At 40.7% G+C, this 25,902-nt stretch carries 32 protein-coding genes and 1 tRNA gene; 7 read left to right on the top strand and 26 right to left on the bottom strand.

Annotated features, from left to right (window positions below; genetic code table 11):
- From OFO01_RS03870 to murA, 12 genes are all read right to left on the bottom strand, one after another.
- On the bottom strand, positions 1–342 hold the full coding sequence (locus OFO01_RS03870; RefSeq protein ID WP_270858871.1) for a YbjQ family protein: 342 nt from the start codon (positions 340–342) through the stop codon (positions 1–3).
- A 54-nt stretch (positions 343–396) separates the two neighbouring features.
- The gene (locus OFO01_RS03865) at positions 397–1,566 is read right to left on the bottom strand and encodes a pyridoxal phosphate-dependent aminotransferase (protein ID WP_270858870.1); all 1,170 of its coding nucleotides are present in this window, start codon (positions 1,564–1,566) and stop codon (positions 397–399) included.
- A complete protein-coding gene (locus OFO01_RS03860) occupies positions 1,563–2,036 on the bottom strand; it encodes a hypothetical protein (protein ID WP_270858869.1) in 474 nt (157 codons plus the stop codon). The genes OFO01_RS03865 and OFO01_RS03860 overlap by 4 nt, the downstream gene beginning before the upstream one ends.
- An 11-nt stretch (positions 2,037–2,047) precedes the next feature.
- Positions 2,048–2,743: a serine O-acetyltransferase gene (gene cysE / locus OFO01_RS03855; protein ID WP_270858868.1), complete on the bottom strand. Its 696-nt coding sequence runs from the start codon at positions 2,741–2,743 to the stop codon at positions 2,048–2,050.
- A gap of 9 nt (positions 2,744–2,752) precedes the next feature.
- Positions 2,753–4,588 carry a biosynthetic arginine decarboxylase gene (speA, locus tag OFO01_RS03850; RefSeq protein WP_270858867.1) on the bottom strand — a complete coding sequence of 612 codons (1,836 nt, stop codon included), beginning with the start codon at positions 4,586–4,588 and terminating at the stop codon, positions 2,753–2,755.
- A complete protein-coding gene (gene hisS, locus OFO01_RS03845) occupies positions 4,585–5,826 on the bottom strand; it encodes a histidine--tRNA ligase (protein WP_270858866.1) in 1,242 nt (413 codons plus the stop codon). The genes speA and hisS overlap by 4 nt, the downstream gene beginning before the upstream one ends.
- The gene (gene tmk, locus OFO01_RS03840; protein ID WP_270858865.1) at positions 5,819–6,448 is read right to left on the bottom strand and encodes a dTMP kinase; all 630 of its coding nucleotides are present in this window, start codon (positions 6,446–6,448) and stop codon (positions 5,819–5,821) included. The genes hisS and tmk overlap by 8 nt, the downstream gene beginning before the upstream one ends.
- Complete coding sequence (coaD, locus tag OFO01_RS03835; protein WP_270858864.1) at positions 6,448–6,921, bottom strand: pantetheine-phosphate adenylyltransferase; 474 nt, start codon at positions 6,919–6,921, stop codon at positions 6,448–6,450. The genes tmk and coaD overlap by 1 nt, the downstream gene beginning before the upstream one ends.
- Positions 6,918–7,478: a UbiX family flavin prenyltransferase gene (locus OFO01_RS03830; RefSeq protein WP_270858863.1), complete on the bottom strand. Its 561-nt coding sequence runs from the start codon at positions 7,476–7,478 to the stop codon at positions 6,918–6,920. The genes coaD and OFO01_RS03830 overlap by 4 nt, the downstream gene beginning before the upstream one ends.
- A gap of 31 nt (positions 7,479–7,509) precedes the next feature.
- Positions 7,510–7,584: transfer RNA gene (locus OFO01_RS03825), tRNA-Gly, on the bottom strand.
- Positions 7,585–7,630: 46 nt separating this feature from the next.
- A complete protein-coding gene (locus OFO01_RS03820) occupies positions 7,631–8,809 on the bottom strand; it encodes a molybdopterin molybdotransferase MoeA (RefSeq protein ID WP_270858862.1) in 1,179 nt (392 codons plus the stop codon).
- A complete protein-coding gene (gene murA / locus OFO01_RS03815) occupies positions 8,806–10,074 on the bottom strand; it encodes a UDP-N-acetylglucosamine 1-carboxyvinyltransferase (RefSeq protein WP_270858861.1) in 1,269 nt (422 codons plus the stop codon). The genes OFO01_RS03820 and murA overlap by 4 nt, the downstream gene beginning before the upstream one ends.
- A gap of 122 nt (positions 10,075–10,196) precedes the next feature.
- On the opposite strand from murA, the gene OFO01_RS03810 reads away from it, so the two are divergent.
- Genes OFO01_RS03810 through OFO01_RS03800 form a run of 3 tightly spaced genes read left to right on the top strand, consistent with a single transcriptional unit; the run spans position 10,197 to position 11,967 of the window.
- Positions 10,197–10,850: an NlpC/P60 family protein gene (locus OFO01_RS03810; RefSeq protein WP_270858860.1), complete on the top strand. Its 654-nt coding sequence runs from the start codon at positions 10,197–10,199 to the stop codon at positions 10,848–10,850.
- 19 nt (positions 10,851–10,869) lie between these two features.
- Positions 10,870–11,445: a rhomboid family intramembrane serine protease gene (locus OFO01_RS03805; RefSeq protein WP_270858859.1), complete on the top strand. Its 576-nt coding sequence runs from the start codon at positions 10,870–10,872 to the stop codon at positions 11,443–11,445.
- A 33-nt stretch (positions 11,446–11,478) separates the two neighbouring features.
- Positions 11,479–11,967 carry a SixA phosphatase family protein gene (locus OFO01_RS03800; RefSeq protein ID WP_270858858.1) on the top strand — a complete coding sequence of 163 codons (489 nt, stop codon included), beginning with the start codon at positions 11,479–11,481 and terminating at the stop codon, positions 11,965–11,967.
- 87 nt (positions 11,968–12,054) lie between these two features.
- On the opposite strand, the gene OFO01_RS03795 is transcribed toward OFO01_RS03800, so the two are convergent.
- The 6 genes from OFO01_RS03795 to OFO01_RS03770 form a co-directional block, all read right to left on the bottom strand.
- The gene (locus tag OFO01_RS03795; RefSeq protein WP_270858857.1) at positions 12,055–12,540 is read right to left on the bottom strand and encodes a hypothetical protein; all 486 of its coding nucleotides are present in this window, start codon (positions 12,538–12,540) and stop codon (positions 12,055–12,057) included.
- Positions 12,541–12,636: 96 nt separating this feature from the next.
- Positions 12,637–13,116 (bottom strand): hypothetical protein, encoded by a 480-nt coding sequence (locus OFO01_RS03790; RefSeq protein ID WP_270858856.1) that lies wholly within the window; start codon positions 13,114–13,116, stop codon positions 12,637–12,639.
- A 307-nt stretch (positions 13,117–13,423) separates the two neighbouring features.
- Positions 13,424–13,738, bottom strand: a complete 315-nt coding sequence (locus OFO01_RS03785) for a helix-turn-helix domain-containing protein (RefSeq protein ID WP_270858855.1) — start codon at positions 13,736–13,738, stop codon at positions 13,424–13,426.
- Entirely contained in the window at positions 13,722–14,054 is a 333-nt protein-coding gene (locus OFO01_RS03780) for a type II toxin-antitoxin system RelE/ParE family toxin (protein WP_270858854.1), read from the bottom strand. Before OFO01_RS03780 ends, OFO01_RS03785 begins: the two co-directional genes overlap by 17 nt.
- Positions 14,055–14,177: 123 nt before the next feature.
- A complete protein-coding gene (locus OFO01_RS03775; RefSeq protein ID WP_270858853.1) occupies positions 14,178–14,474 on the bottom strand; it encodes a hypothetical protein in 297 nt (98 codons plus the stop codon).
- Between the two features lie 7 nt (positions 14,475–14,481).
- Positions 14,482–14,676, bottom strand: coding sequence for a hypothetical protein (locus OFO01_RS03770; protein ID WP_270858852.1), 195 nt, complete (start codon positions 14,674–14,676; stop codon positions 14,482–14,484).
- 251 nt (positions 14,677–14,927) lie between these two features.
- Here OFO01_RS03770 and OFO01_RS03765 point away from each other — a divergent pair, with 251 nt between their 5' ends.
- Complete coding sequence (locus tag OFO01_RS03765; RefSeq protein ID WP_270858851.1) at positions 14,928–15,110, top strand: hypothetical protein; 183 nt, start codon at positions 14,928–14,930, stop codon at positions 15,108–15,110.
- Positions 15,111–15,138: 28 nt separating this feature from the next.
- Here OFO01_RS03765 and OFO01_RS03760 read toward each other — a convergent pair whose 3' ends face one another.
- Genes OFO01_RS03760 through OFO01_RS03725 form a run of 8 tightly spaced genes read right to left on the bottom strand, consistent with a single transcriptional unit; the run spans position 15,139 to position 21,085 of the window.
- Entirely contained in the window at positions 15,139–15,867 is a 729-nt protein-coding gene (locus OFO01_RS03760; protein WP_270858850.1) for an alpha/beta fold hydrolase, read from the bottom strand.
- Complete coding sequence (locus OFO01_RS03755; RefSeq protein WP_442867895.1) at positions 15,857–16,081, bottom strand: prevent-host-death protein; 225 nt, start codon at positions 16,079–16,081, stop codon at positions 15,857–15,859. The genes OFO01_RS03760 and OFO01_RS03755 overlap by 11 nt, the downstream gene beginning before the upstream one ends.
- Before the next feature lie 51 nt (positions 16,082–16,132).
- Positions 16,133–17,170 carry a D-alanine--D-alanine ligase gene (locus OFO01_RS03750; protein ID WP_270858848.1) on the bottom strand — a complete coding sequence of 346 codons (1,038 nt, stop codon included), beginning with the start codon at positions 17,168–17,170 and terminating at the stop codon, positions 16,133–16,135.
- A gap of 24 nt (positions 17,171–17,194) precedes the next feature.
- On the bottom strand, positions 17,195–17,749 hold the full coding sequence (ruvA, locus tag OFO01_RS03745) for a Holliday junction branch migration protein RuvA (RefSeq protein ID WP_270858847.1): 555 nt from the start codon (positions 17,747–17,749) through the stop codon (positions 17,195–17,197).
- Positions 17,746–18,306 (bottom strand): hypothetical protein, encoded by a 561-nt coding sequence (locus tag OFO01_RS03740; RefSeq protein ID WP_270858846.1) that lies wholly within the window; start codon positions 18,304–18,306, stop codon positions 17,746–17,748. Before OFO01_RS03740 ends, ruvA begins: the two co-directional genes overlap by 4 nt.
- 2 nt (positions 18,307–18,308) lie before the next feature.
- Positions 18,309–19,214: an MlaD family protein gene (locus tag OFO01_RS03735; RefSeq protein ID WP_270858845.1), complete on the bottom strand. Its 906-nt coding sequence runs from the start codon at positions 19,212–19,214 to the stop codon at positions 18,309–18,311.
- 9 nt (positions 19,215–19,223) lie between these two features.
- Positions 19,224–19,964, bottom strand: coding sequence for an ABC transporter ATP-binding protein (locus tag OFO01_RS03730; protein ID WP_270858844.1), 741 nt, complete (start codon positions 19,962–19,964; stop codon positions 19,224–19,226).
- Positions 19,961–21,085 (bottom strand): MlaE family ABC transporter permease, encoded by a 1,125-nt coding sequence (locus tag OFO01_RS03725; protein ID WP_270858843.1) that lies wholly within the window; start codon positions 21,083–21,085, stop codon positions 19,961–19,963. Before OFO01_RS03725 ends, OFO01_RS03730 begins: the two co-directional genes overlap by 4 nt.
- Positions 21,086–21,145: 60 nt before the next feature.
- Between OFO01_RS03725 and murJ the strand changes: the two genes are divergently transcribed.
- From murJ to OFO01_RS03710, 3 genes are read left to right on the top strand one after another with little or no spacing between them, the layout of a single operon-like run.
- Positions 21,146–22,543 (top strand): murein biosynthesis integral membrane protein MurJ, encoded by a 1,398-nt coding sequence (gene murJ / locus OFO01_RS03720; RefSeq protein WP_270858842.1) that lies wholly within the window; start codon positions 21,146–21,148, stop codon positions 22,541–22,543.
- Entirely contained in the window at positions 22,530–23,933 is a 1,404-nt protein-coding gene (cysS, locus tag OFO01_RS03715) for a cysteine--tRNA ligase (RefSeq protein WP_270858841.1), read from the top strand. The genes murJ and cysS overlap by 14 nt, the downstream gene beginning before the upstream one ends.
- 19 nt (positions 23,934–23,952) lie before the next feature.
- A complete protein-coding gene (locus tag OFO01_RS03710) occupies positions 23,953–25,668 on the top strand; it encodes an ABC transporter ATP-binding protein (protein WP_270858840.1) in 1,716 nt (571 codons plus the stop codon).
- The last annotated feature ends 234 nt before the right edge of the window (positions 25,669–25,902 follow it).

Here is a 25,902-nt window from a genome sequence, read left to right as displayed (position 1 = left end):
CTACCTTGCCAAAACTGCCGTGCCATAGACATAAATTTCACTCGCACCAGCCGCAACCGAGCTAGTGGAAAATCGCAAATTTACAATCGCATTTGCCCCCATGGCTCTGGCCTGCGCGCACATACGCTCGATTGCTTGTTCGCGCGATTCTTCGAGTAGCTCGGTATATCCTACTAGCTCGCCACCTACGATATTTTTCAGGCTCGCCATGATATCGCGTCCGAAGTGTTTAGCTCTGACCGTGCTTCCGCTCACCACGCCGAAAACCTGCTCGATCTCACGCCCTGGGATTGTCTCTGTATTTACCAAAGTCATCATAAGTGAATTTTTAAAATTTGCCATATTTTCTCCCAAATTTTACAAAATTTGCGAAATTTAAAATTTCGCAAATTTAGCTTATTTATAGTTTTTCACAAATTCTGCTATGCGCGCGATTCCCTCTTTTATCTCGTCCATTGAGCAAGCATAACTAATCCTAAAATGCTCGTCCATACCAAATCCCACGCCCGGCACGGTCGCTACGAGCGCCTCATCTAGCAGTTTTGTGCAAAATTTCATGCTATCTTTTTCTACGCCCCCGCAGTTGATAAATAGATAAAACGCGCCATCAGGTTTGACTACGCTAAGACCCTCTATCGCATTTATCGCATCTACGGCGTAATCACGGCGTTTTTGATACTCTTTATTCATCATAGCGATATATTCATCGGCCTTGCCTTCTAGCACAGCCACGGCACCTGCTTGGACTATGCTTGAAATATTGCTCGTGCTTTGGCTTTGAAGTTTTTTCATAGCTTTGTTTAGCTCGTCGTTCGCACACGCTGTATAGCCAAATCTCCACCCAGGCATTGCGCCACATTTGCTAAGGCCATTTACGGTGATAGTGCGATTAAACATATCCTCGCTGATACTAGCGCATGCTACAAATTCTTTATCAAAAATGATTTTTTCGTAAATTTCATCTGCGATTACGGCGATATCTGTGCCTTTTAGCACCTCAGCGATCGCAATTAGCTCATCTTTGCTATACACAGCTCCTGCTGGATTTGACGGAGAGCAAAGGCTAAGCGCTTTCGTGCGTGGCGTGATAGCTGCTTTTAGCTCAGAGGCTGTGATTTTGTATTTATTTTCTGGCTTTGTGTCGATTATGACAGGTTTGCCACCGCAAAATTTAACAATCTCAGGATATGTTACCCAAAATGGCGCTGGCACGATAACCTCGTCGCCATCATCTATCAAACATGAAAAAATATTAAAAAGCGAGTGTTTTGCCCCTACATTTGTGATGATTTGGCTAGGTTTGTAATCCAGGCCATTATCTCGTTTTAATTTTAGTGCGACTGCGTTTAGAATTTCAGCTGTGCCTGGGATTGGTGTGTATTTGCCGCAGCTCTTAGCCATAGCCTCTATTACGGCATTTTTCGCCGCTTCGGCAGTATCGAAATCAGGCTCGCCTGCGCTAAAAATAATCACATCCTTCCCACTAGCTTTAAGCTCTTTTGCGCGTGTGCTAATGGCGATTGTTAGGCTTTCGCTTAGTCTGTTTATGCGTGAAGCAAGTTTCATTTTTTCTCCTTTTGGTGTGTTTTTAAACAATCATAAATCATCTCTTTGACGCTAAAAGTTTCGTCTTTGCCTTCATAATTTGCGGTATTATAAATATCACTTATCTTGCAATCATCTTCACCGCACTCTAATTTATAGATTATTTTTTGACTCTCTGGCGTCCAACCTTTGCAAATTTGCTCCACCTCTACATCGCCAAATTTTAAAATTTCAAATTTATATTCTGGATTATCGCAAACATCTTGCCCAGAGATTGTAGGAGCATAATCTAGGCAACCAATCTCTCCGTTTGCGAATTCCTCATCTTTCAAAAATGCGATTTTTAAAGAATTTGTGCAAATTTCGCCACAAATTTTATCAAAATTTTCTTGATTTTGATATATTTTTTTAACTGTTTCTATTTTAAGATTATTAAATTCCCCAGCGTTTAACGCACCGCAAATTCCAAGCAAAATCAAAATTTTTCTCATTATTCCCCCTGTTATTTGAGTGATTTTAGATAGTTTTCATACTCTTGGTTAATCTCTTTTTCTTTGTCGCAGAGATTTTTATCGCCATTTTGTATGCAATCTTCTAAAATTTCAATTCGTTTGATTAGATATTTCATCAGCTCTTTGTTGATATCCGGGAGTTTGTTATGAGCTAGCGGATCGCTGTCGCACTCGCCTAAAATCCTAGCTGGCACGCCCACGGCTGTGGAGTTTGCAGGGACATCTTTTATCACGACAGAATTTGCGCCGATTTTAGAGTGCGCTCCGATTGTGATATTGCCTAAAATTTTCGCCCCAGCTCCCACGACTACGCCATTTTCTAGGGTAGGGTGTCGTTTGCCCTTTTCCAAGCTAACGCCACCTAGGGTTACATTTTGATAAATCAAACAATTATCGCCGACAATCGCTGTCTCGCCGATGACAAGACCAGCCGCATGGTCAAAAAACACACCACTGCCGATTTTCGCTCCTGGGTTGATATCCACAGCGGTGATTAAGCGCGTAATGCCAGAGATTATGCGCGCAATAAGGCGAAATTTGCGCTCATAAAACCAGTGTGCGAAACGATAATTGATCAGCGCCCACACACCCGGATAGCAAAAAATCACCTCAAATACGCTATTGCACGCCGGATCTTGGCGAGATGGCTCGGTAAAATCGTGTTTTATAGTTTGCCAAAAAGTCATAATCCCGCCTTATTGGATAGTTTTCAGATAGCTATTATCATTTAGGAACAAATACAGCTCGCCTAAGACATGCTTTTTCTCTTTTTCTGAAAGCAATGGTGAGTTTGCGATTCGTTCGTTTAGGCTCTCTCTGATATCGACTACATCATAATCCATATCATCTAAAATATCTATGACAGATTGCGACTCGATAAAATCCGTAATCTCAAATCCGCCGTCTTTTAAAATTACGGTTGCCTCATTTGGGTGAGCGAAGAGGTTGTGATTCATACCAAGCACTTCTTGATACGCCCCAACTAAGAAAAATCCAAGGAAATACTCTTCCTCTTCTGGGTCGATATCGTGCAAAAACAAAGGATTATGCTCTTTATCAAATGTAATCTCGCCGTCGCTATCGCAGGTGATATCCCACAGCGTCGCAGAAAGCGTGGCGCGCTCGTCGAGGTGTTCGAGTGGCATGACTGGGAAATGCTGTTTAATGCCCCAAAAATCAGGCAAGGATTGGAAAAGTGAGAAATTTACCAAATACCGCTCTTGCGCGTTTCCGAGTGAATTTAAGAAATTTCCATACTCTTGCTTATTTCCCAAAAGCGCATAAGCCTTGCGCACGACTAGATGCACCAAAATTTCGCCATTTGAGCGATCTGTGAGATCCACATAGCCCAAATCAAAGAGTGTCAGCACGCTCTCCATGTGCGCCATAGCGTCATGCAGGTATTCAAGGGCGTTTGAGGGCTTTAACGAAGTATAAAGATCGTAAAGCTCGGCAATGACTGGCGGATTTTCCTTTTTCAAAGCCAGTTTGGCCTCTGTGTATTCTTGGGTAAAAAGCTCCAAAACAGGCGCGACCAGCACAGCGTGGCTAGCTGCGACATAACGGCCACTTTCTATGAAAATATTTGGCTCGACCTCGTTTTTATCCTGCGCGATTGATTTTAAAAGGAAAACGACATCGTTTGCGTATTCTTTGAGGGTGTAATTTCTGCTGAAATTTTCCTTCACTTGCGAGTATTCTATCGCCAAACCACCGCCTAAATTTATCGAATTTAGATTTTTAGCACCCATTTTGCGAAGTTCGGCGTAGATGTTTCCAGCCTCGACTAACGCCTTTTTGAGCGGGTGAATTTCGGTGATTTGCGAACCGATATGGAAATGAATCATCGTAAATTGCTCGATTAGATTATTTTTTTTGAGCAAATTTACAGCCTCGATTAGCTCGGTCGAAGTAAGGCCAAATTTGGAGTTTATTCCGCCACTTTTGACCCAAATTCCGCTACCTGAATTATGAAGTCGTATGCGAAGCCCGATAAATGGCTTTGGCGCAAAGCGCTCTTTGGCGGTTTCGATTATGGTTTTTAGCTCGTTTAGACCCTCGATTGTAAGCGTGATATTATGCCCCATCTCTGCGGCGATAAAGCCGATATTGATAAGCTCTTTGTCCTTAAAGCCATTTACGGTGATTGGCGCGTTGTCGTTGTTATACGCCATGGCTAAAAGCAGTTCTGGCTTAGAACCAGCTTCCAAGCCATACCCGTAAGGCTTGCCGATTTCGACCAAATTTTTCACAAATCCCGGGAATTGATTTACTTTGAGCGGATAGACGGCGTTAAATTTGCCCTTGTAGTCAAATTCTTTTATCGCGCGGTTGAAATTCGAGTAAATTTCGACAATTTGTTTTTTGATAAGGTGCGGAAAACGAAGCAAAATAGGGCCTCTAATGCCATCAGCCCTGATTTCTTTAACCATATCGACAAGAGGTTGTTTGAAGTCAGAATTCACGCACAACTTGCCAGAATCAATGACGAAATTTGAATTTCCCCAAATATTTAGTCCATAATCGTTCATACTCTATCCTTAAAAAAGTCTTCGATTTCGTTAAATTTAACCATGTCTTGGCTTTTATCCTCTAAATTTTTGCGCCATACGCTAGCGTTTTTAAACTCATCTTCGCCGATACATAGGCAAAATTTAGCCATTTTTGAATCTGCGCTTTTTAGGTGTTTTTGTAAATTTTTTGGCTCGTATGCGATATGAGTTTTGGTGATTGCGCGCAGTTTTTGTCCGATAGCAAACGCACAAGGCACAATTGCCTCGTCCATTGCGCCGATGTAAATTCCATTGCGAGAGCTAGGGGTTTCTTTTAATTTTAAAATTTCGATTAGCCTTTCAATTCCTATCGCAAAACCTACGCCAAAAGTGCTTTTGCCACCCAAAAACTCTACTAGTCTATCGTATCTGCCGCCACCACCGACTGCGCTTTGTGCGCCAAGCTCACTGCTGACGAACTCAAATGCGGTTTTGCAGTAATAATCTAGCCCTCTAACCAATCGTTTGTCGATTTCGAAATTTAGCCCATTTGCAAGCAAAATTTCTTGCAATTTTTCAAATTCGCCTTTACACTCATCGCTTAGATTATCGGTGATTAGCGGGGCAGTGGCAAGCTCGCTTTGGCAGGCTTCATTTTTGCAATCAAGCACGCGGATTGGGTTTGTGATAATGCGCCTTTTGCAATCCTCGCAAAGCCTATCCTCGCGCTCATTTAAAAATTTGATTAGTTTGTTTTTATACTCTGGCATGCACGAGCTATCGCCTAGGGAGTTTAGTTTGAGCGTGGTTTTTACGCCTAGTTTGCGTAAAATTTCGGCTAGTAACAAAATCACGCTCGCGTCCTCATACACGCTTCCCTCGCCAAAACACTCTACGCCGAATTGGTGAAATTCGCGTAGTCTGCCTCGTTGTGGGCGCTCGTAGCGAAACATCGAGCCGGTGTAGTAAAATTTGCGCACGCCACCAGCCTTGTCAAATTTATTCTCGATAAATGAGCGAACAACCCCAGCCGTGCCCTCTGGGCGCAGGCAGACGCTATCGCCACTTTTGTCACTAAACTCATACATTTCCTTGCCGACTATATCGCTACTCTCGCCCACGCTTCGGCGAAATAGGGCGGTTTGTTCGAGTTTTGGGGTTTCGATTAGTTCAAATCCATAATTCCTCGCCACGCTTTCACACACACGCACGATTTTTGCAAAAAGTTCGGCTTCATAGCCCATTAGGTCGTTCATACCACGCAGTGCTTTAATCATCTATAAATTCCTTTATTTTTTTTGTTATTTTATCAATATCATCGTTTGCATTGACGATTAAAAAATTTAATTTTAGCTTTTGTAAGGTAAATTTTATCTTTTCTTGCACCCTAAGCAGATACTCCACGCCACGAAGCTCGATTTTATCGTATCCCGCGCGAGTATTTAACCTGGAAATCAAATCATCTTTGCCAATCTCAAAAAATACAAATTTACCATAAATTTCACCACCAAGCGCGATTTTATTTAGCATTACAAGCTCGTCAAATTTAGCGTTTTCATCGTTTGCTAGGGCGTAGGCGATACCTGAAATAAAGCTTCTATCGCTTAGGACTAGATTTTGCGAATTTGGTAAAACAACCTTCTCGTGGTGTTCGGCGCGATCAGCTAAAAACAAAAACATCTCAGCAGTTTTTGAGATACTTCCGCAAATTTGACCTAAATTTATGTGGTTGTCGCCGTTAAATTTGAAATTTTCGTTTAAAATTATACTACGCAAAATTTCGCCAAACCTCGTAGCGCCCGGTTCTTTGGTAACTATCGCGCCAGGATAAATTTCAGCTAGGCGCGATATTTGCGTGCTTTTGCCAACTCCATCAATCCCCTCAAAGGCTACAAACATTAATTTTCCTTTTTAAGCAGTGGCAAAATTTGCTTTGGCACAAACTGCGAAACATCGCCGTCGTGGCGCAGTATCGTGCGAACCATAGAGCTCGAAATAAAGGCGTTTTTCAGGCTTGGCATCAAAAACACACTCTCAAATTTATCCCATAGCGATGTGTTTGTGTAGCTAAGCTGTAATTCGTATTCGAAATCGCTCACCGCGCGCAGTCCCCTAATACAAAAATTCGTGCCATGCGATTTAGCGAAATCGACTAGCAGATTTGAAAACGGCTCGACTTTGACATTTTTTAAATCGCTAAGGGCAAGCCTTGTCATCTCCAAGCGCTTTTCTAGCGAAAAACAAGGGCTTTTGCTCTCGCTAAGCGCGATTGCGACGACGACCTCGTCAAAAAGCCCAAGCGCTCGTTTGATTACATCTAAATGACCATTTGTGATAGGATCAAAAGTACCAGGATAGATACATTTTCTCATTTTTGCCACCTTTTAAAGAGATTGTTTGCCACGCCCATGGCGTCGCACCATTTGCCGATTATGAAATTTTGCATATCTTCTAAATTTTTCGCACCGCTATAACCGCCGATAATGGGCGGAGCGATGATGACACCGAGATTTGCTAACTCGCTCATTGAACGAAGCGAAATAGGCGAAAAAGGCATTTCGCGCACGCCAAGGATTAGTTTTTTGCGCTCTTTTAGCGCGACGGCTGCTGCGCGAGTGCTAAGAGTATCGGCGATACCTGCGTGAATTTTTGCCAGTGAGTTGATAGAGCATGGGGCAAAAATCGTAGCATCTATGCCAAACGAACCAGACGCCACACTCGCGCCGATATCGCTATCATCGAAGAATTTCACAGCTTGATTTTCGTTAATGAAATTTGCAAAATTTATATTATTTTCGGATTTTAAGACGATTTTTGCATTTTCGCTTATGATTGCGTAAATTTCGTTTGGCGTGGTCGATAAAAATTTGATTAAATTTAACCCAATTTCGCAAAAACTAGCACCGCTTACACAAACTAGGATTTTCATAAGCAAACTTTTTGATTTGAATTTAAAAAAGTGGAGCGGGAAACGAGAGTCGAACTCGCGACATCAACCATGGCAAGGTTGCGCTCTACCACTGAGCTATTCCCGCACGAAGTAAAAAAGAACTTGGATTTTAGCAAAAAATTTTTCATTTGTCAATACTTTCTAAAAAATCTAAGCATTATAGGGCTATCATCGCCAATATCGCTTAGTGCAATAGAGTTAAATTTCAATAAAGGCATTATCATAAACGAGCCGAATTTATCGCATTTTGCCTCAAATTTGCCACCTGCAAAATCGCCGAAAATTACATTTTCTCGTTTTGGATTGCATTTTATTTGCTCTTCCAAAAAAGCTTCAAAGCCTTCACTCATACAATCAAATTTTCCGCCTAAATAGCGCAAAATAGGGAGCATAAAAAGTAGCGATACAATGTAGGCTGCCATTGGGTTTCCAGGTAGGACGAAAAAGAACTTCTCGCCTTTTTTAAAGCATTTTGTAGGCTTTCCGCCAGGTTTTAAATTTATCCCGTTTAGGATATTTTCAAATCCAAGCCCAGTTAAGACCTTTTCCATAAAATCAGCCTCCCCGACGCTAGCTCCGCCACTTGTGATAACCACATCGTAACTTTCATAAGCTTTTTTCAAAGTATCCAAAACCACATTATAATCATCTTTTATAATGCCCAAATTTTCGCACTCAAAGCCATTTTGTAAAAGCAAAGCGCAAATTCCTGCCGAGTTCGCATCATAAATGCTAAAATCATCCGCCCTCTCGCCAACCCTCAAAAGCTCGTCTCCGCTCGAAAATAGGGCGATTTTTGGCCTTGCAAACACTTCAATCTCGCCCACGCCTTGGCTAGCTAAAAGCATAATCTCAGGCGGAGTTAGGGCTTTGCCTTTTTTTATTAGCACTTCGCCAACGCTAAATTCTTCGCCCGCTTTTCTATGTCCGTCGCCAAATTTAGGATTTTTTGGCATTTTTAGTTTTTCGCCCACAAATTGGGCGTCTTCTAGGCGGATTACGGAATTTGCGCCCTTTGGGAAGGGTGCGCCTGTCATTATTTTTTGCGCTTGATTAGCTTTGATTTCATAAATTTGCTTAGCCCCTGCAAAAATAACAGGCTCTACGATTTCTAAACTCTCTCCCTCAAATTCGGCATTATAAGCATATCCGTCAAGTGCAGAATTGTCAAAAAGTGGCGAATTTCGCAAAGCTTTAAAATCCGTAGCTAAAATTCGTCCTAATGCAAAATTTAAGCTAACAAACTCACTTTTTAAATTTAAATCAATGCTAGAAATTACCGAATTTATCGCTTCATTTAGGCTTTTCACTCTTCAAGCCTTTTTATTTTTGCGCCAAGTTTTGCGAATTTTTCCTCTAATTTCTCATATCCGCGGTCTAAGTGATATATGCGATGCACGCGCGTAGTGCCACTTGTTGCAAGAGCCGCTAAAACAAGAGCCGAGCTAGCGCGCAAATCTGTCGCCATGACATCAGCGCCTGCGAGTTTGCCACCCTTGATTGTAGCGATATTGCCGTTTAGTTTGATATCTGCACCCATGCGGTTTAGTTCGCTCACATGCATAAAGCGGTTTTCAAACAGCCTCTCCTCGACCGTGCTAGTGCCCTGAGCGACGCATGTTAGCGCCATAAACTGCGCTTGCATATCGGTCGGAAAGCCCGGATACTCGGTAGTGATGATTTTGGTCGCTTTGATTTCGTCTGCTGGCAAAATGGTGATTTTAGAGTCGTTGCCGTTGCCTGAAATTTCAAATTTAAATCCCATATCCTCAAATTTCGCTAGCACAGCGCCCAAATGCGCAGGATTTACGCTTGTAACGCTGATTTTAGAATTTGTTATCGCCCCAGCGCACAGATATGTCCCAGCCTCGATACGATCGGGGATTACGGTGATTTCGTTGATATTTAAAAGTTCGCCCGCTGTGCCTGTGATTTTAAGCTCGTCAGTGCCGATTCCTTCGATTTTTACGCCAGCACTGGCTAGGGCTTCGCACACAGCCACGACCTCTGGTTCTTTGGCGGCGTTGATTATGCAAGTCTCCCCATGCGCTAACGCGGCCGCCATTACGACATTTTCGGTGCCTGTAACGGTGATTTTATCAAACGAAATATTCGCACCCTTTAATGCGCCCTCGCACACGACATAGCCTTCTTCGATTTTGACCTGTGCGCCCATTTTTTCGACTGCCCTTAGGTGCAAATCAATCGGCCTTGCCCCTATCGCACATCCGCCTGGCATGCTAACTTCCGCCTTGCCAAAACGCGTTAGCAATGGACCAAGAACTAAAATCGAAGCGCGCATTTTGCGCACGATGTCATAAACTGCCTTAGTTGAGTTTATCCCTCTTGGATCAATTACGGCGGTGTGAGCGTCTAGATACTCGCATTTTGCGCCTAAATTTGCCAAAAGCTGGATTAGGGTTTTGATATCTGAAACATCTGGTAAGTTTTTAATTGTAACTGGGTTTTTGGATAGTATAATTAGCGCGATTAGCGGTAGTGCCGCGTTTTTGGCGCCTGAGATTTTTATTTCGCCACTAAGCTTGGCTTCGCCTTTGATTTGTAAATAGTGCATTTTCTCTCCGTTTTAATTGCAAAAATTTCGCCGTGATTATACATAAATTTGCTTTAAAATTACTATTTTATTACATTTGGTTGCTAAAATGAAAACACATTTTGTATTTTTTAAGGTAATTTATGAAAAAAATTTTTGCTTTATTTTTAGGGGCGTTTTTGATGAGTGGCTGCTCGTGGCTAGCTCCGTTTTCATCGCCTGCAAATCCCACTACGCAAGGGGATTATGAGGTTTATGAGGATAACTCTGGCTCATCGCAAATCCCAGGAAATACCTACAACACAACGCTCATTTCATGGGTCGATAAATACACCGGAACCAAGGTAGGCGGGGATTGTAGCGGGTTTATCACAGCGCTAAATTCTAAAAACAAAGAGATTTTTTTCAACTCAAAAGAGCTGCCTAAGTATTTCACAAACGGCAGAAAATCACAAGCAATTTATAATTACTACAAAAAACGCGACCTAATCGCGCACAAAAACCCGCGAGTAGGGGATTTAATATTTTTCCAAAACACCCTTCAATCAAACAAAAAACGCCTAAATAACGAAATCAGCCATATCGGCGTGATCCGCGAAATTTACTCAGACGGCAGGATAAAATTCGTGCATAATTCGCGCGGTAGAAACAAGGTCGATTTTGTAAATTTAAACAAAAAAAATACTCACAAAAACGGCAAAAAAATCGAAAATAGCTATATTGTGCGCTGTGGAAGCAACAAAGTTTCTTGCCTAGCTTCAAATCGCTTCGCAGGATATGGTCGCGTAAAACAATAAATTTAGGAAATTTATGCAAATGGCAAATTTCGGACAAAGGGCGAATTTCGGGCAGGTCGGTAAGGTCACGCTAGCTATCATCATCGCAAACTGCGTGCTTTTTGTCCTAACGAATTTAATCCCAAATTTGGGCGCGTATTTGGGGCTAAATTTGCTATTTTTTGACGGATTTCTTTGGCAAATTTTATCATCATTTTTCATGCACGCTGGAATTGCGCATTTGGCGATGAATATGGCCGTGCTGTATCAATTCGGCTCTATTTTAGAGCGATTTTTCGGTAGCGTTAAATTTACGATTTTATATTTCGGGCTTGGAATTTTTACAAATTTAATCTGCTTGATTTACATTTTTTGCGCTTACAAATTTATGGGACAAAATATAAATTTAATCGGCGCGAGTGGCGTAATCTGCGCACTTTTGGGCGTGATTTTGTGCTATGAGAGGCAAAATTTAAAAAGCGTTTTGGCTATGGTTGCGCTTATTAGCTTTGCTCCACTTTTATTAGCTTCAAATGTGGCGTGGTATGCGCATTTGATAGGGTTTGGGGCAGGGTTTGGATTCGGCAAGATACAGCAAAAATTTAAAATTTTGTAAAATTTTGCGTAAAATTATACGAAAAGGAAATTTATGAAACAAATTTATTTTATCAGACACGCCAAAGCTGAGGCTTTCGCACAGACAGATTTCGAGCGCAAACTAAGCCAAAAAGGCGAAGACGACGCAGGCAGGCTAGGGGAGCTTTTGACAAAAGAGGGCATAATGCCTGATATCATCATCACTAGCCCTGCCAAACGCGCACTAAAAACCGCTAAAATCATAGCCAAAAATATTGGCGCCAAAGATATTTTAAAAGAAAAAAAAGAGCTTTACGACATTAGCGCGCGAGAGCTGGCGGAGTTTGTGCGCATGCTCGATGAAAAATACAAAGTGGTTTTCATAGTAGGCCACAACCCCACAATCGGCGCAGTGTGCGAGTATTTCAGCAACTCAGTAATCGAAAAATTCCCAACTTGTGCGATTTTCGGATTAGAATTTGATGCAGAAAATTTCGCTGAGATTAGCGAGCATAGCGGAAAAGTTTTGCTTTTTGATTATCCAAATTTGCATTTGCAATAGATTTTGCAAAGGAAATTTTAAAGTATTTGCAAAATTTAAACGCCAAAACGGCGTTTTAAATTCATAAATTTTATCTCACAACGCTGATTATTCCGCTGCGCCGAGCGTTCGCTCTCTTTTGTCGATACTTATCTGTCCGGCGTAGAGATTGCGGTATTGCGCGTGCAGGTTGTATCCGTCGAAATCATCGTCCTTATAGACGGCCTTGTAAAGATCGATCGCCTTTTTTATCCTGAAATGTAGGCTGTCGCGCGGATACTTGACATCTTTGCTATACATTTTGTTAAAAATATAATTCAGCAAGATAAATGCCTCTTTTCGCGTTAAATTTTGTTTGTTTTTGAAAAATTCTTTTTCGTCGAAAATCAGCACGAAACCATAGTTAGGATCGGTGTTTGTCTCGGTTTCGTTGTAGTCAAATTTGACATAAATTTTCTCTTTGATTTGCATGAATTTCATTTCGTTGAAATCGAATTGAAAATAATTCGGAACGCCTCTGAAATTCGAACGCCCACCAAATTGCTTTAAATATAAATTTTTGTTATCGCCGATTATTACAACATCGAAAAGCATATCAAACCTTTATCATATATATAATTCATAATTTTAATAAATTTGGGTAAAAACTCGGTAAATTTGTAAGTCAAATTTCACAATTTTCAATGAAATTTAAACTGAATTTTGCGCCAAATTTTCGCGATGATCGATACTCAGGCACCCCACAAACACATTGCGATACTGCGCGTGCATGTTGAATTTATGGTCTTTTTCTTTGGTGAAATTATAAATTTTGTTTAAAAACTCAATCGTTTTTTTTATTTTTGCGTGCAGGCTGTCGCGCGGGTATTTAACATTTTTGTCATAAATTTTATCAAAAAGATAGCTTAGCATATAAAAAATCTCTTTTTTGGAAAGGTGAGTTTTGTTGTTTATAAAAAATTTATTGTCCTCGAAAACGAGGTAAAATCCATAGTCCAAATCAGATTTGCAACCTGTGGATTTGATAGAAAGTTTGTTGTTTAGCTTGACGAAAGACATCGCAGAAAAGTCGAATTTTAGGTAGTGCGGGACGCCGTTTAGGTTCGAGCGACCAAACCGCTTTAAATATAAATTTTTCGTATCGCCAATTAAACTGATATCAAAAAGCATGTCAAACCTTTCTCATCTGATTGGTCTGGGCATTATAGCGCAATAAATTTAATATAAAATTAGAAGCGTGATTACATTTTAGGTTAGGGCAGATTTGAGTTAGGCAAATTTGGGCTAGGGCGCAGATACACCCTCGTAGCCCAAGATGTGGGAAATTTATTTGCTTTTGGCTATTTCTTTTTAGCTCTATGTTGCAGACACAAGAGCGATAGATGAAATGCAAGATTTGAGCGAAAATAGAGGAATTTTTTTTATATTAACGAACAAAGTCACAAACACACCATAAGAGAAGAAAACTCTCAAAGCATTAAGCCTTAATCGCATTTAAAGACACTAGATTAAAATTCGCTATTTTTTTACCACACGCTTTTAGATAATTGCAAATAGTGCCATATTTCAAATTTAAGCTACCACTTTCTATCCTAGCAACTGCTGATTGTTTTACACCCATTTTCTCGGCAACTTGTGCTTGCGTGAGATTTGCTTCTTGTCTAGCTTCTATGAGTGAGATTATGAGATTAAACTCATCTTGCATTTCATCATAAAGCTTTTTAACTTCTTGGTCTTTTAAAATATCATTTTTAACATCTTCAAATTTTAAAGATTTAGTCCCTATTTTCATCTTTCCACTCCTTTAAGCGTTTTAACGCCAATTCAATTTTATCGTTTGGTGCTTTTTGCGTTTTCTTTACAAAGCTAGTTAAAATTATAATTTTCTTGCCTATTTCATAAGCATAAAGGCTTCTTGCTATGTCTTTGCTTGCCATTATGCGAATTTCAAAAATGCCATCTCTCAAAAACTTAGTTATAGTGCCTTTTGTGTTATTTCCTTTTAGTTTTATAATGTCTAAAACCATAAGACCGCGAGCCAATAGGTGTGGCGGCAGCTCGTAAAATTCGCTTTTTGAATTATCATCGCAAAATATAATTTCCCACATAAATGAACCTTTTAAAAACCTGTTGATTATAACATTAAAGTTATAAAAGAAAGTTTAAATAAGTTTTCTAAAACTTTTATTTTTATTTTTTACAAAAATTTGAAAACTTTTTATTATCAAAAATTAAAATTTATAACAACCTTTTTGCGATTGTGCTGGCATAGATTTTATACGATATTTGTCGTTTTCAATAGAAATAATCATAGGCTTATTTTCTTTAACATTTAATGGAACAAGGTTGCCCTCAGAATTATATACGCCACAATCAATAAAAATCTCTATTGTATTGTCATCGTTCTTTTTACTAACCGAAGGATAAAGAACAAATATATAATCATCTACCTCCTTGCCATTAATCATTGCAACATTAATTTCATTTTTAACAATTCTTTCTTTTAAAACCTCTTGCGTAAGTGGCAATCCTGCCTCAGAAAGGCAAGACTTGATTTGAATAAAAATCCAATATATCCATATCGCCTTTTTCTGCCATTACAATCATTTTATCAACAAAATTTATAACACTCTCATTGTTGTCATTTGCCACATAATCATCAATCTCTGCCATAAGCGAACTAGAACCTAACATTACCATAAGTGCAACACTTAATAATGATTTTTTCATTTTTATCCTTTATGTTTTAAATTTTATTTTTAGTATTGAAAACTGCAATTTTCATTTTTACTTTTATATCCGATCCCATTATTTTAAAGTTCATCTTTTTCAATAATTGCTTGTAAAATCATAGTCTGGATTGCTTCGTCGCCTTGCTCCTCGCAATGACACGGATTATAGCGTTAGGTTATTTTAGCTCGTAGATTGCCACGCTCGTTACACTCGCTCGCAATGACGAATTAGGCAAAATTTGCCCGCTATTGTCATTGCGAGCTTTCGTAGAAAGCGAAGCAATCTACGACTTTCAAATTCTAACTGGTAAATTTGCAAAAACACTGACCTTAAATTTTAATTTCGTAGATTGCTTCGGCGATAAATCGCCTCGCAATGACACGGATTATGGCGTTTGGTTTTGCCATGCGAGCAATGCTCACTCGCGATGACAAATAGTGAAAAATAACTAAATTTGGATTATTTAAATTCAGCCGTGATTGTATCTGCGATGAATTTCGCGTGTTTTATGAAAAAAAAGTGATCCCCGTCAAGCGGGTAAAATTTGCTATTTTTGATGAGCGAGTGGATTTTCTCGCCACTACTAAGCGCAGTGGCTGTATCGCTAATACCCCAAAAAATCAGCGTTTTCTCAGGTTTAATCTCGGCAAAAATCGGCTCGAAATCCTCGCGAATCACATTTTTTAGCGTCCCAAACATCTCTTCGCTCATACCAGAAGCGTCTTTGCTGGCAAAAAATCGCCAAAACTTCGCCAACCCGACATATTTTAGGCACTTAAACACCGCAATTTTCGCCCTCACCTTCAAAGGCTTTGGCTCGATTATCCCAGCCGAGCTTAGCAAAATCAGCCTTTTTGGCGCAAGCAGCGTGGCGACCTTGCCGCCAAAACTATGCCCCATAATGGCTTCCGGTGCGCCTCCAAGCGCAGCGATAAACTCACGCATAATGCCCGCATAATCCTCGCTTGTAAGCGCGAATTTTGGTTGCGAGCTAACGCCAAATCCGGGCAAATCCACGAAAACTAGCCTATAATTTGGGAAAAATTTCGCCTCGAAAACCCTCTGCATAAGCTCTTTTTTCGCGCCCCAGCCGTGCAAAACCAAAATATACGGCTCGACGCTTAAATTTTCGATTTCGTAGCTGATTTTGTATTCGTTGCCACCAAATTTTATGGTTTTACTGGCCATCTTGACCCTTTTTACCATAAATCGCTTTGAGTAGCTCGACTGCCTTTTCTAGGCGCTCGTATTCGCTCATGCTAAGCATTACGGCCTCAAATTTATTATTTTTGACAATCATAGCCTTTTTAATCTCTTGGCTATTTAGTTTTTTTAAAATTGAGCTAAAATTTCTCGCCATTTCTGTCGCTGTGTAAATTTCGTCTTTATTTAACATAAACAATCCTTATGTAAAATTTTACGCAAAATTTAGCGTAAAATTTTTAATTTTAGCTTATTTATTCGCTGAAATTTTTGTTATCAAATCATACGAAATCGGAATTTCCTTAGAGGCTGGAAGCGAAGTAGCTAGCTTGCCCAAAACCTCTGCAAAGTCGCTAAATAGGTAGTTTGCCATACTTCCTGGATTTGGATTTATCTCGTTTAGATAGATTTCGTTATTTTGCACGAAAAAGTCGCACCTAATCAGCGCCCCCTCAAATCCACCGACATTATAAAGCTTGGCAAACGCGTCTTTCATCTTATCCTCGATCGACATACCGATTTGCGCCTCTTCGACCACGCCAGTGCGCGAAAAATCAAGGTATTTTCTACCAAAATCCAAATATCCCTCTTTTTTCGGCTCTTCGATGAAGGAATACTCGATTTTGCCGTCGATTTTAGCCCCTGCTAGGTTGTATTCTTTGATATTTTCCATATATGGCTCGACGATTGCGCTATCGTCTAGCTCATAGACCTTATCCATGCAATAATCAAACTCTTTTTCTGATTTTGCTATGCCAATACCGATACTAGAACCCAAATGAGCGGGTTTGATGATGACTGGGAAGTTGAAATTCGGCAAGCTGTTGCGATTGACGATTTCAAATGGCACGGTTTTTACACCTGCGATTTGTGCTAGGTATTTGGTTAAAATTTTGTTGTAGCTTAGCACGCTAGCCTCGATTCTAGGGCCGATATAAGGGATTGAGAAAAACTCAAAAAGGCTTGCGAATTTTCCGTCCTCGCCGTCGCAACCATGGATCAAATTCACATAAACGCTCACTTCAAGCATGCTTTTTTTGCCAAACATACCACCACTCATATAAAATCCGCCGTTTGAGATATTTAGCTCTTTGGATTTTGTGTATTCGCCGTTTTTGAAATACACTGCGCGCATATTTTTCTCTTCGATTAAGAAAAATCTCCTATCTTTATCGCAAAAAACAAACGCCAAACTCTCGCCCTTTAACGCGTCTTTGACCGCGATTGCAGAGATTATGCTAATCTCGTGTTCGTAACTTTGACCACCAAAAACTATACCGTATTTCATTATTTCTCCTTATAAATTTTAAATTTATGCTAGTTTTTTCAATGCCTCTTTGATCAAATCAGCCGTATTTGTGCTGATGCAATCAAGCAAAATTTTACTGATTCTATCGCGTTTGAAGCCTAGACTCTCTAACGCGCTCATCGCCTCTGATTTATATACTTCGCTCTCGCCAAACTCCATAAGTTTGGCGTCCCCTAGCTCGGCGATTATGCGCCTAGCTGTCTTTGGGCCGATCCCTGGCACGCTCGTTAGTAACGCGCTATCGCCTGTGATAATCGCGCGAGAAAAGCTCTCTGCGCTAAGCGATGAGCACACAGCCATTGCCGTGCTAGCCCCTATTCCGCTTAGTTTGATTAGCATTTCAAACATATTTTTCTCTTTTGGCTCCAAAAATCCATAGAGCAAATTTGCGTCCTCTCTGATAATCTGAGTTATCAAAAACTCCACCTTCTCGCCCCGCTCTACCCTAGCGCCACACCCTAGCGAAATCGCCACAGCGTAGCTTACGCCACTAGCGCACTTTATCACGCATTTGGTGGGCTCTTTGTGCGTGATGATTCCTTCTAATCCTACTATCATTGAATTGCCTTTAAAATTTCATCAATTGCCAAATTTAACGCTGAATTTGTCGCGTTATAAATGCTTTGTGAGCTTGGATCTGGCACGAAAACTCGCTTTGTAATCACGCCAGATTTTATGCTTTGCACAGCGTTTAAAAACTCGTATCCAATCGTGATTTTAGCGTGATCGCCATCGACTTGAAGCGTGATAAGCGTGGTTTTTAGGCGCAAATCTCTCTCTTGTGGCACAAAAATCGGATTTAGCGCACATGTCGAAAACGCCGCGTCGATTAGGGCTTTATAAAGCATTTCGCTTGGCATTGTGATATATTTGGCGTCGCTTGCGTATCTCGTGCGAGATTTCCAATCCACGATTAAAATATCGCGTCTATCGACTAAATTTGTCGCAGTTACACTCTCGATATAGATATTTTTGCGTGAATTTGACTTCGCGGCGCAGTGTTTTTGGTCGTATTTAAGCTCGTAATAAGTATATGGCTTGGCACTCTTTGCCAAACAGCCTCCCAGCAAAGCTCCTGCCAAAACTGCGCTAAATGCGCATAAAATTTTTCTCATTTTCAGTCCTTTTTGGTATCTCTAAAAAAGAATTCATACGGATTTTCTTCTAGCCTAAACATCGCGCCTTGAAACTCTCTTAAAGCTTTGTTAAATTCGGTTAGCGTGGTTTTGGCCTCGTTTAGGGTAGGATCTAGTATGGCTTTGAGGTTGTATTCGCCCCGCTCTACGCGCTTTGCCATAATCTGACTTGTTTTTTCGAGCGAATTTGAAAGGCGTGTCGCACTGCTGGCAAAAGCATTAAATTTATCCAAAATTTCGTCTAGCTCATGCTCTCTTTCGTTTAAATTCGTCATTAGGGTGTTGAAATTCGCCATTAATGCGTTTAGTTCGTTAAATTTCTTCTCATCGCTAAGTTCTGCGCTAAATTTATTAAGTGAAGTTAAAATTTCATCGACTTTTTTCATATTATCTTGCGATAAAAGCGAGTTGATTTTAAATATCATCTGCCCTACACTATCTGTGATAACTTCTGCTTTGGAGCCGATTTTATCGAGCAGGGTTTTATCTAGCTCGATGATTGGCTTTTCTTCATTTTCGCTAAATAGCTCGCCACTTCCCTTTGTGATATTTAAAAACGAAATTCCGCTAATGCCTTGCGTTTCGACCTTGGCGATACTATCTCGCGAGATAGGGAGTTTGCTTTTAATCGATACTTCGATTTCGATTATTGCATTTTCGATATCGACAAAATCTATTTTTTTGATGATTCCAGCATTTACGCCGATAAATTTGACATCTGAATTCTCGCGAATTCCAGTCGGAAGCTCCTTAGTATGGATATAATACGATCTATAAGTCTCCCTAGTATCGGTGCGAGTTAGCATCCACCACACGAAAGCTGTAAGCGCAAACACACACGCCATAACAAATGCGCCCACGATTGTATATGAGGTTCTATTTTCCAAATTTTGCTCCTATTTCGCTCTCATTTTAAATAGCTCTTCAAGCGGGTTGTTTTCTAGCTTTTCGATTTCGCTCAAAGCCCCTTCGAAGATGATTTTTTTATTATCGACTATCAAAAATCTATCAAGTATATCAAAAATACTATCCACATCGTGCGTTACCATTACCACGGTTACGCCAAGATTATCTCTTAGCTCGCACACTAGCCTATCAAGGGCGCGTGAGCTAAGCGGATCGAGCCCCGAGTTTGGCTCGTCTAAAAATAAAATCTCAGGGCTTAACGCCAATGCCCTAGCGAGCGCGACACGCTTTTTCATACCGCCACTTAGCTCGTTTGGATTTAGCATTGCGCTCTCTTTTTTAAGGCCTACCTTTTGTATCCAAAACATAGCAAGCTCGTTAATCTCTTTGTCGCTAAAATTTGAGTATTCGCGCAGTAGCACGCCTACATTTTCTAGCACATTCATCGAGCTATACAGCGCGCCGAATTGAAACATCACACCGCATTTTAGGCGAATTTCATTGCGTCTATCCTCATTTGCACTCCAAATATCCTCGCCAAAAATTTTAATCTCGCCGCTTTTTGGCTGGTTTAGATAAATCAGCGTTTTCATTAGAGTGGTTTTTCCGCTTCCACTTCCGCCCAAAAAGCCGTAAATTTCAGCCTTTTTCACGCTAAAACTCACATTATCGTGCATTATGCGCGCACCATACGCTGTGGTTACATTTTTTGCGCTTATTATCTCGCTCACAGCCCAATCTCCGAGAAGAGTATCGCAAAAATCGCATCTATGGCGATGACCCAAAATATCGCATTTACCACGCTGATTGTGGTGTATTCGCCGATACTTTGGGTATTTCCCTTTACCTCAAATCCTCTCATACAGCCAATTATAGCAATAAATGCGCCAAAAAACGGAGCCTTTATCATACCAGCGAAAAAGTGGCGAATTTCGACATTTGATTTAAATCTATCCAAATAATCCAAAAATCCTATCTCCAAATACGCCTCGCAAACTATCATTTGAGCAAAAATACATATTGAATTTGCGATAAAAATGATAAATGGCATACAAATCACCATAGCCAAAATTCGTGGCATTGAGAGGAAATAAAACGGATCAAAGCCCATTGTTTTCATCGCGTCGATCTCTTCTGTGATTTTCATAACACCAATTTGCGCCGTAAAACTCGACGCAGAACGCCCAGCAATGACAATCGCTGCGATTAGCGGGGCAATCTCGCGCATGGTTAGAGCGCCCATAATATCTATAATATAAATACTAGCCCCAAACTGCGATAGCATGTCTGCGCCAATGTAAGCTAGCACCACGCCGATTAAAAACGCGGTCAAAGCCACGATAAAAAGCGAATCAATGCCGTTGTCTTTGATAAAATTTACGGTCTCTTTGAGGCGAAATTTGCGCGGGTGCAAAAATAGCGAAAATACCTTGCAAAAAAACTCACCCAAAAATGTAGCTAGATTTACAATCCCAGCCCAGCCTGCGCAAAAATACAGCCCTATTTGAGCCAAAATCCCCATACCATGCACTTTTGGCATAAAATTATGGTCTATGCTCTCATCGCTAATAAATTCGAAAATTTTCTCTATTTTTGGATTTTGGCTCCTAAATTCCACGCTTTTGCCACGCATTAAATTTTTAATGCTATAAGCCATGAAATAATCCAGCTTTTCGACATTTGTAAAATCTGCTACGAAATTGTCTAAATTTGATAGTGTTTTTTTAAGTAAATCAAGCTGTTTTTTTCCGCTTCGATATGTCCAGCTACCCTCAAATTTTAGGGTTTTGATGAAGTTTTGCGTATCGAGCGAAAATGGCAAATTTTGCAAAATATCCTCTTTCAAAATCAAAAAATAGGCGAAATTATATTATAATCTATCTTTTTATTTTATAAAATTTAACGAGGAATTATGTTTAGAGGGTTTTTTACAAACAGCGTCGGAACGCTAGCTTCTCGCATTTTGGGCTTTGTGCGCGATTTGCTGACGGCTTCTATTTTGGGCGCTGGTGTGTATAGCGATATATTTTTTGTGGCGTTTAAACTGCCAAATTTATTTAGACGACTTTTTGGCGAGGGTGCCTTTACGCAGGCGTTTTTGCCAAATTTTACCGCTTCGAAAAAAAAGGGGATTTTCGCAGCTTCCGTGCTGATTAGATTTTTTCTTTTTATTGTGTTTTTAACCGCGGTTGTGTGGGTGTTCGCGCCGTTTTTTACTAAAATTTTAGCTTATGGTTTTTCGGACGAGCAAATCACGCTAGCAACGCCATTTGTGCGCATAAATTTCATATATCTAGCTTTTATTTTTATCGTTACGCTTTTTGCCTCTATGCTTCAATACCGCGATCATTTCGCCACTACGGCGTTTTCGACTGCTTTATTAAATTTAGCTATGATTGCTGCCTTGCTTTTGGCTCGTGGCAAAGATGAGCGAAGTATCGTTTTGTATCTATCTTGTGGCGTCGTAGCGGGCGGGTTTTTGCAGTTTTTGGTGCATGTGTATGCGCTGAAATTTACCGGTATGCTAAGAGTGCTTCTTGGTGGATTTGCTAGGCTCAAAAACGGCGCAAAAGCGCAAACCAAAGGCTTTTATAACAACTTTTTTGCCGGGGTTGTAGGGGCTAGTGCTTTGCAACTTAGCTCATTTATAGATACATTTTTTGCTAGCTTTTTAGCCAGCGGAAGTATCAGCTATCTATACTACGCAAACCGCATTTTTCAGCTTCCGCTCGCACTTTTTGCAATCGCGCTTAGCACGGCGATTTTCCCGCGACTGACCAAACAAATCAAAACAAACAACCAAAAAGAGGCGCTAAATTTAATCGAGCGCGGATTTTACATACTTTTGACGCTTTTAGCACTCTCCACAATCGGCGGAATCATGCTCTCGCACGAAATCACCAAAATTTTATTTGAGCGCGGAAATTTCACTGCCACTAACACGGCCCAGTGTGCGGCTGTTTTGGCAGCGTATATGGTAGGACTGCTACCGTTTGGGCTATCGCGCATTTTTTCACACTGGCTGTATGCGCACATGAAACAAAAGCTAAGTGCTAAAATTTCGCTTTGGTGCGTCTTTATAAATGTAGTTTTGTGCGCACTATTTTTTAAACCATTTGGGGCTGTGGGTTTGGCGCTTGCTAGCTCGATTACGGGGGGATTTTTGTTTGTTTTCAATCTCTATTTTTTTGGATTTAATAACTTTTTAGCTATAATCAAGGCTAAAAAAATCCTTCTAATTCTAGGGCTTTGCGCGCTTGAAATAGGAATTTTATATGTTTTAAAAGGTTTATATTATGGTAATTTATGATACTGCAAGTAAAAAAAAGGTCGAATTTATCCCGCTTAACGAAGATGAGATTAAAATTTATGTCTGTGGGCCGACGGTGTATGATGACGCGCATTTGGGGCATGCTAAAAGCGCGATTAGCTTTGATTTGCTTAGGCGCGCGCTAGAAGCGCAGGGTAAAAATGTGAAATTTGCTAGAAATTTCACCGATATCGACGATAAAATTTTAAAGAAAATGAGCGAGAGCGGAAAAACTCTAAGCGAGATTACAGAATTTTACACCAAGCGATATTTGGACGATATGGGTGCGCTAAATGTCCGTGACGCCGACATTTCGCCCAAAGCGACCGAAAATATCAGTGAAATTTGCGCCCTTGTTTCAAATTTGCTAAATTTGGGCTATGCGTATGAAATCTCAGGCGATGGGATATACTTTGATACCACCAAAGATAGCGATTATTTAAGCCTTAGTGGCAAAAAAGCAGAGGATCAAAACAGCGAGTTTGCGCGCGTGGTTTCAAACGAGCAGAAAAAAAATGAAAAAGATTTCGCGCTGTGGAAATTCGACGAGGCGTGGTTTGAGGCGCCATTTGGGCGCGGCAGACCAGGCTGGCATAGCGAGTGTGTGGCGATGATTTTAGCCCATTTAGATAGTCGTGACGCCGAATTTTGCATTGATATCCACGCTGGCGGGGCTGATTTGCTCTTCCCGCACCACGAAAACGAGGCTGCGCAGTGCAGATGTAGCGAGCATAGAGCCTTGGCTAAATACTGGATGCACAATGGCTTCGTGCAGGTAAATAACGAAAAAATGAGCAAAAGTCTAGGCAATAGCTTTTTTGTCAAAGACGCCCTAGCTCTGGTGCCTGGCGAGGCTTTAAGGTTTTATTTGATGAGTTCGCATTATAGGGCAAATTTCAACTACACAATCGACGATTTGCTCGCCTCTAAAAAACGCCTTGATAAAATTTACCGCCTTAAAAAAAGGGTAAATATGGCGCAAAATTTGCCTTGCGAGCAAGCCAAATTTAGGGGCAAAATTTTAGAGTTTTTAAATGATGATCTAAACACATCTGGCGCGCTTGCCTGTGTCGATGAAATGGTGTCTTGCGCAAATGAAGCACTCGATAAAAACCCAAAAGATAAGGCTTTTAAAGCGCAAATTTTAGCAAATTTAGAATTTGTCAAAAATACCCTTGGCGTGCTTTATATGGACGAGGTTAGCTATTTTCAATTTGGCGTAAGCGATGATGAAAGAGCCGAAATTTTGCGTCTAATCGAGCAAAGAAGCGAAGCTAAAAAGCAGAAAAATTTCGCCCTAGCCGATGAAATTCGCGCCAAACTTACAGCGATGAAAATCGAGATTATGGATACGCCAAATGGCACGATTTGGGAAAAAAGCGCGCAATAAGTAAATTTAAGGAAGAGTTTTGAACGATTTTAAGACCATTTTGACAAGATTTAAACCATTTTTGATTGATTATAAAATCCAGTTTGCGCTGGCATTTTTGGGTATGATTATGACCTCGCTTGCGACATCTGCGAGCGCGTATTTGGTAAAACCGGTGCTTGATTATATCTTTGTCGAGAAAAACACCCTCTATCTCTACCCGCTTGCGTTTGCGATTATAGCGGTGTTTGCGATGAAAAGTGCTGGCACATTTATCCAGACATACTATACTTCATTTATCGGGCAAGATACCGTGCGCAGACTGCGCGATTTGCTCGTTTCAAAGCTAATTAGGCTAGATTTGAAATTTTTCAACACTCACAGCACGGGCGAGCTGATTTCTAGGACGATGAACGATATCGAGCGAATCCGCACTGTGGTTTCAAACATGATACCTGATTTCGTCACACAAATCATCACTATTTTTGGGCTTCTTGGCGTGGTGATTTACAATAGTCCTAAGCTTTCGTTTTTTGCGCTCGTGGTCTTTCCGGCTGCGATTTATCCGCTATCGCGCCTAGCCAAACGCATGAAAAAGGTCTCACGCCAATCGCTAGAAAAAACCTCCGATATCACATCGGCTCTAAATCAAATTTTTACAAATATCGAAATCGTAAAGGCCAGCAACGCCCAAAATTTCGAGGTAAAACACTTCGAGGAAGAAAACTCAAAATTTTTCAAGCTAAATTTAAAGGCAATAATTACAAACTCGCTCGTAAGCCCCGTAATGGAGATGCTTGGCGCGCTTGGCGTGGCTGTGGTTATCATCGTAGGTGGCAAAGAGGTCATCGAGGGCAAGATGAGCATAGGAAGCTTTTTTAGCTTTTTAACCGCGCTTTTTATGGTCTATACGCCGATAAAAAAGGTCTCATCGCTGCATAATAAAATGCAAGACGCCACGGCTGCTACCGAGCGGACTTTCGAATTAATTGATTTAGAGCCAGCCATAATCGGCGGAAGCCTAAAAATGGGCGATATATCCACGCTGGCTTTCGAAAATGTCTCGCTTAACTATGATGAAAAAATCGCGCTAAAAGATATAAATTTTAGCGTCAAAAAGGGGCAAATTTTAGCCCTTGTGGGAAATAGTGGCGGCGGCAAAAGCTCGGTGGTAAATCTCATAATGCGCTACTACGACGCCAAAAGCGGAAATATACTTTTTGACGGCAACGAGATTAGCGAATTTGACATCGCAAGCCTGAGGGATAATATCGGCTTTGTGAGCCAACGAATTTATATTTTTAACGATACAATCGCTGCAAATGTCAGCTACGGCGCCAAATTTGACGAAGAGCGCGTCATAAACGCCCTGCGCCTTGCCAATGCTTATGAATTTGTCGCCAAGATGGAAGACGGCATAAACACGCTTTTAAGCGAGTTTGGCGCGAATCTATCAGGCGGACAGCGCCAGCGTATAGCGATCGCACGCGCCCTGTATAAAAACCCGCAAATTCTCATTTTCGACGAAGCCACGAGCGCGCTAGATAACGCCAGCGAAAAGGAAATCTCATCTGTCATCGAAAAGATAAAGGCTGATAAAATCGTAATTGTCATCGCTCACCGCCTATCCACTATCAAAAACGCTAGCCAAATCGCCGTGGTCAAAAACGGCGAGATTATCGCAATGGGCGATGATGAAACACTAAGCGCAAATTGCGATGAATACAGGATTTTAAAAGGGCTAGCGAAGGATTAAATTTCGTAAAATTTGCCCACATTTTGCACCCAATTTGCCATTGCGAGAATTTTGCGTTAGCAAAATTCGTGGCAATCTACGACTTTAAAATTTAAGGTCAGTATTTTTGCAAATTTTTCGTCAAATTTGTCATTGCAAAAATTTTGCGCTTGCTTGCTACGCTAAAACAATCGCAAATTTTGCAAATTTAACCTTGAATTTTTCAAATTTCGAGTAAAATACTAGCTTGAATTT

The sequence above is a fragment of the Campylobacter sp. JMF_01 NE2 genome (assembly GCF_027737365.1).
Taxonomy (GTDB): Bacteria; Campylobacterota; Campylobacteria; order Campylobacterales; family Campylobacteraceae; genus Campylobacter_B.
Note: the sequence above shows the minus strand (reverse complement) of the source record. Positions and strands in the feature narration are given on the sequence as shown.

Bases quoted from the DNA above. Each gene is read 5' to 3' on its own strand.
- OFO01_RS03870 (WP_270858871.1), bottom strand. From the start codon at position 342: ATGGCAAATTTTAAAAATTCACTTATGATGACTTTGGTAAATACAGAG.
- OFO01_RS03865 (WP_270858870.1), bottom strand. From the start codon at position 1,566: ATGAAACTTGCTTCACGCATAAACAGACTAAGCGAAAGCCTAACAATC.
- OFO01_RS03860 (WP_270858869.1), bottom strand. From the start codon at position 2,036: ATGAGAAAAATTTTGATTTTGCTTGGAATTTGCGGTGCGTTAAACGCT.
- cysE (WP_270858868.1), bottom strand. From the start codon at position 2,743: ATGACTTTTTGGCAAACTATAAAACACGATTTTACCGAGCCATCTCGC.
- speA (WP_270858867.1), bottom strand. From the start codon at position 4,588: ATGAACGATTATGGACTAAATATTTGGGGAAATTCAAATTTCGTCATT.
- hisS (WP_270858866.1), bottom strand. From the start codon at position 5,826: ATGATTAAAGCACTGCGTGGTATGAACGACCTAATGGGCTATGAAGCC.
- tmk (WP_270858865.1), bottom strand. From the start codon at position 6,448: ATGTTTGTAGCCTTTGAGGGGATTGATGGAGTTGGCAAAAGCACGCAA.
- coaD (WP_270858864.1), bottom strand. From the start codon at position 6,921: ATGAGAAAATGTATCTATCCTGGTACTTTTGATCCTATCACAAATGGT.
- OFO01_RS03830 (WP_270858863.1), bottom strand. From the start codon at position 7,478: ATGAAAATCCTAGTTTGTGTAAGCGGTGCTAGTTTTTGCGAAATTGGG.
- murA (WP_270858861.1), bottom strand. From the start codon at position 10,074: ATGCACTATTTACAAATCAAAGGCGAAGCCAAGCTTAGTGGCGAAATA.
- OFO01_RS03810 (WP_270858860.1), top strand. From the start codon at position 10,197: ATGAAAAAAATTTTTGCTTTATTTTTAGGGGCGTTTTTGATGAGTGGC.
- OFO01_RS03805 (WP_270858859.1), top strand. From the start codon at position 10,870: ATGGCAAATTTCGGACAAAGGGCGAATTTCGGGCAGGTCGGTAAGGTC.
- OFO01_RS03800 (WP_270858858.1), top strand. From the start codon at position 11,479: ATGAAACAAATTTATTTTATCAGACACGCCAAAGCTGAGGCTTTCGCA.
- OFO01_RS03795 (WP_270858857.1), bottom strand. From the start codon at position 12,540: ATGCTTTTCGATGTTGTAATAATCGGCGATAACAAAAATTTATATTTA.
- OFO01_RS03790 (WP_270858856.1), bottom strand. From the start codon at position 13,116: ATGCTTTTTGATATCAGTTTAATTGGCGATACGAAAAATTTATATTTA.
- OFO01_RS03785 (WP_270858855.1), bottom strand. From the start codon at position 13,738: ATGAAAATAGGGACTAAATCTTTAAAATTTGAAGATGTTAAAAATGAT.
- OFO01_RS03780 (WP_270858854.1), bottom strand. From the start codon at position 14,054: ATGTGGGAAATTATATTTTGCGATGATAATTCAAAAAGCGAATTTTAC.
- OFO01_RS03770 (WP_270858852.1), bottom strand. From the start codon at position 14,676: ATGAAAAAATCATTATTAAGTGTTGCACTTATGGTAATGTTAGGTTCT.
- OFO01_RS03760 (WP_270858850.1), bottom strand. From the start codon at position 15,867: ATGGCCAGTAAAACCATAAAATTTGGTGGCAACGAATACAAAATCAGC.
- OFO01_RS03750 (WP_270858848.1), bottom strand. From the start codon at position 17,170: ATGAAATACGGTATAGTTTTTGGTGGTCAAAGTTACGAACACGAGATT.
- ruvA (WP_270858847.1), bottom strand. From the start codon at position 17,749: ATGATAGTAGGATTAGAAGGAATCATCACGCACAAAGAGCCCACCAAA.
- OFO01_RS03740 (WP_270858846.1), bottom strand. From the start codon at position 18,306: ATGAGAAAAATTTTATGCGCATTTAGCGCAGTTTTGGCAGGAGCTTTG.
- murJ (WP_270858842.1), top strand. From the start codon at position 21,146: ATGTTTAGAGGGTTTTTTACAAACAGCGTCGGAACGCTAGCTTCTCGC.
- cysS (WP_270858841.1), top strand. From the start codon at position 22,530: ATGGTAATTTATGATACTGCAAGTAAAAAAAAGGTCGAATTTATCCCG.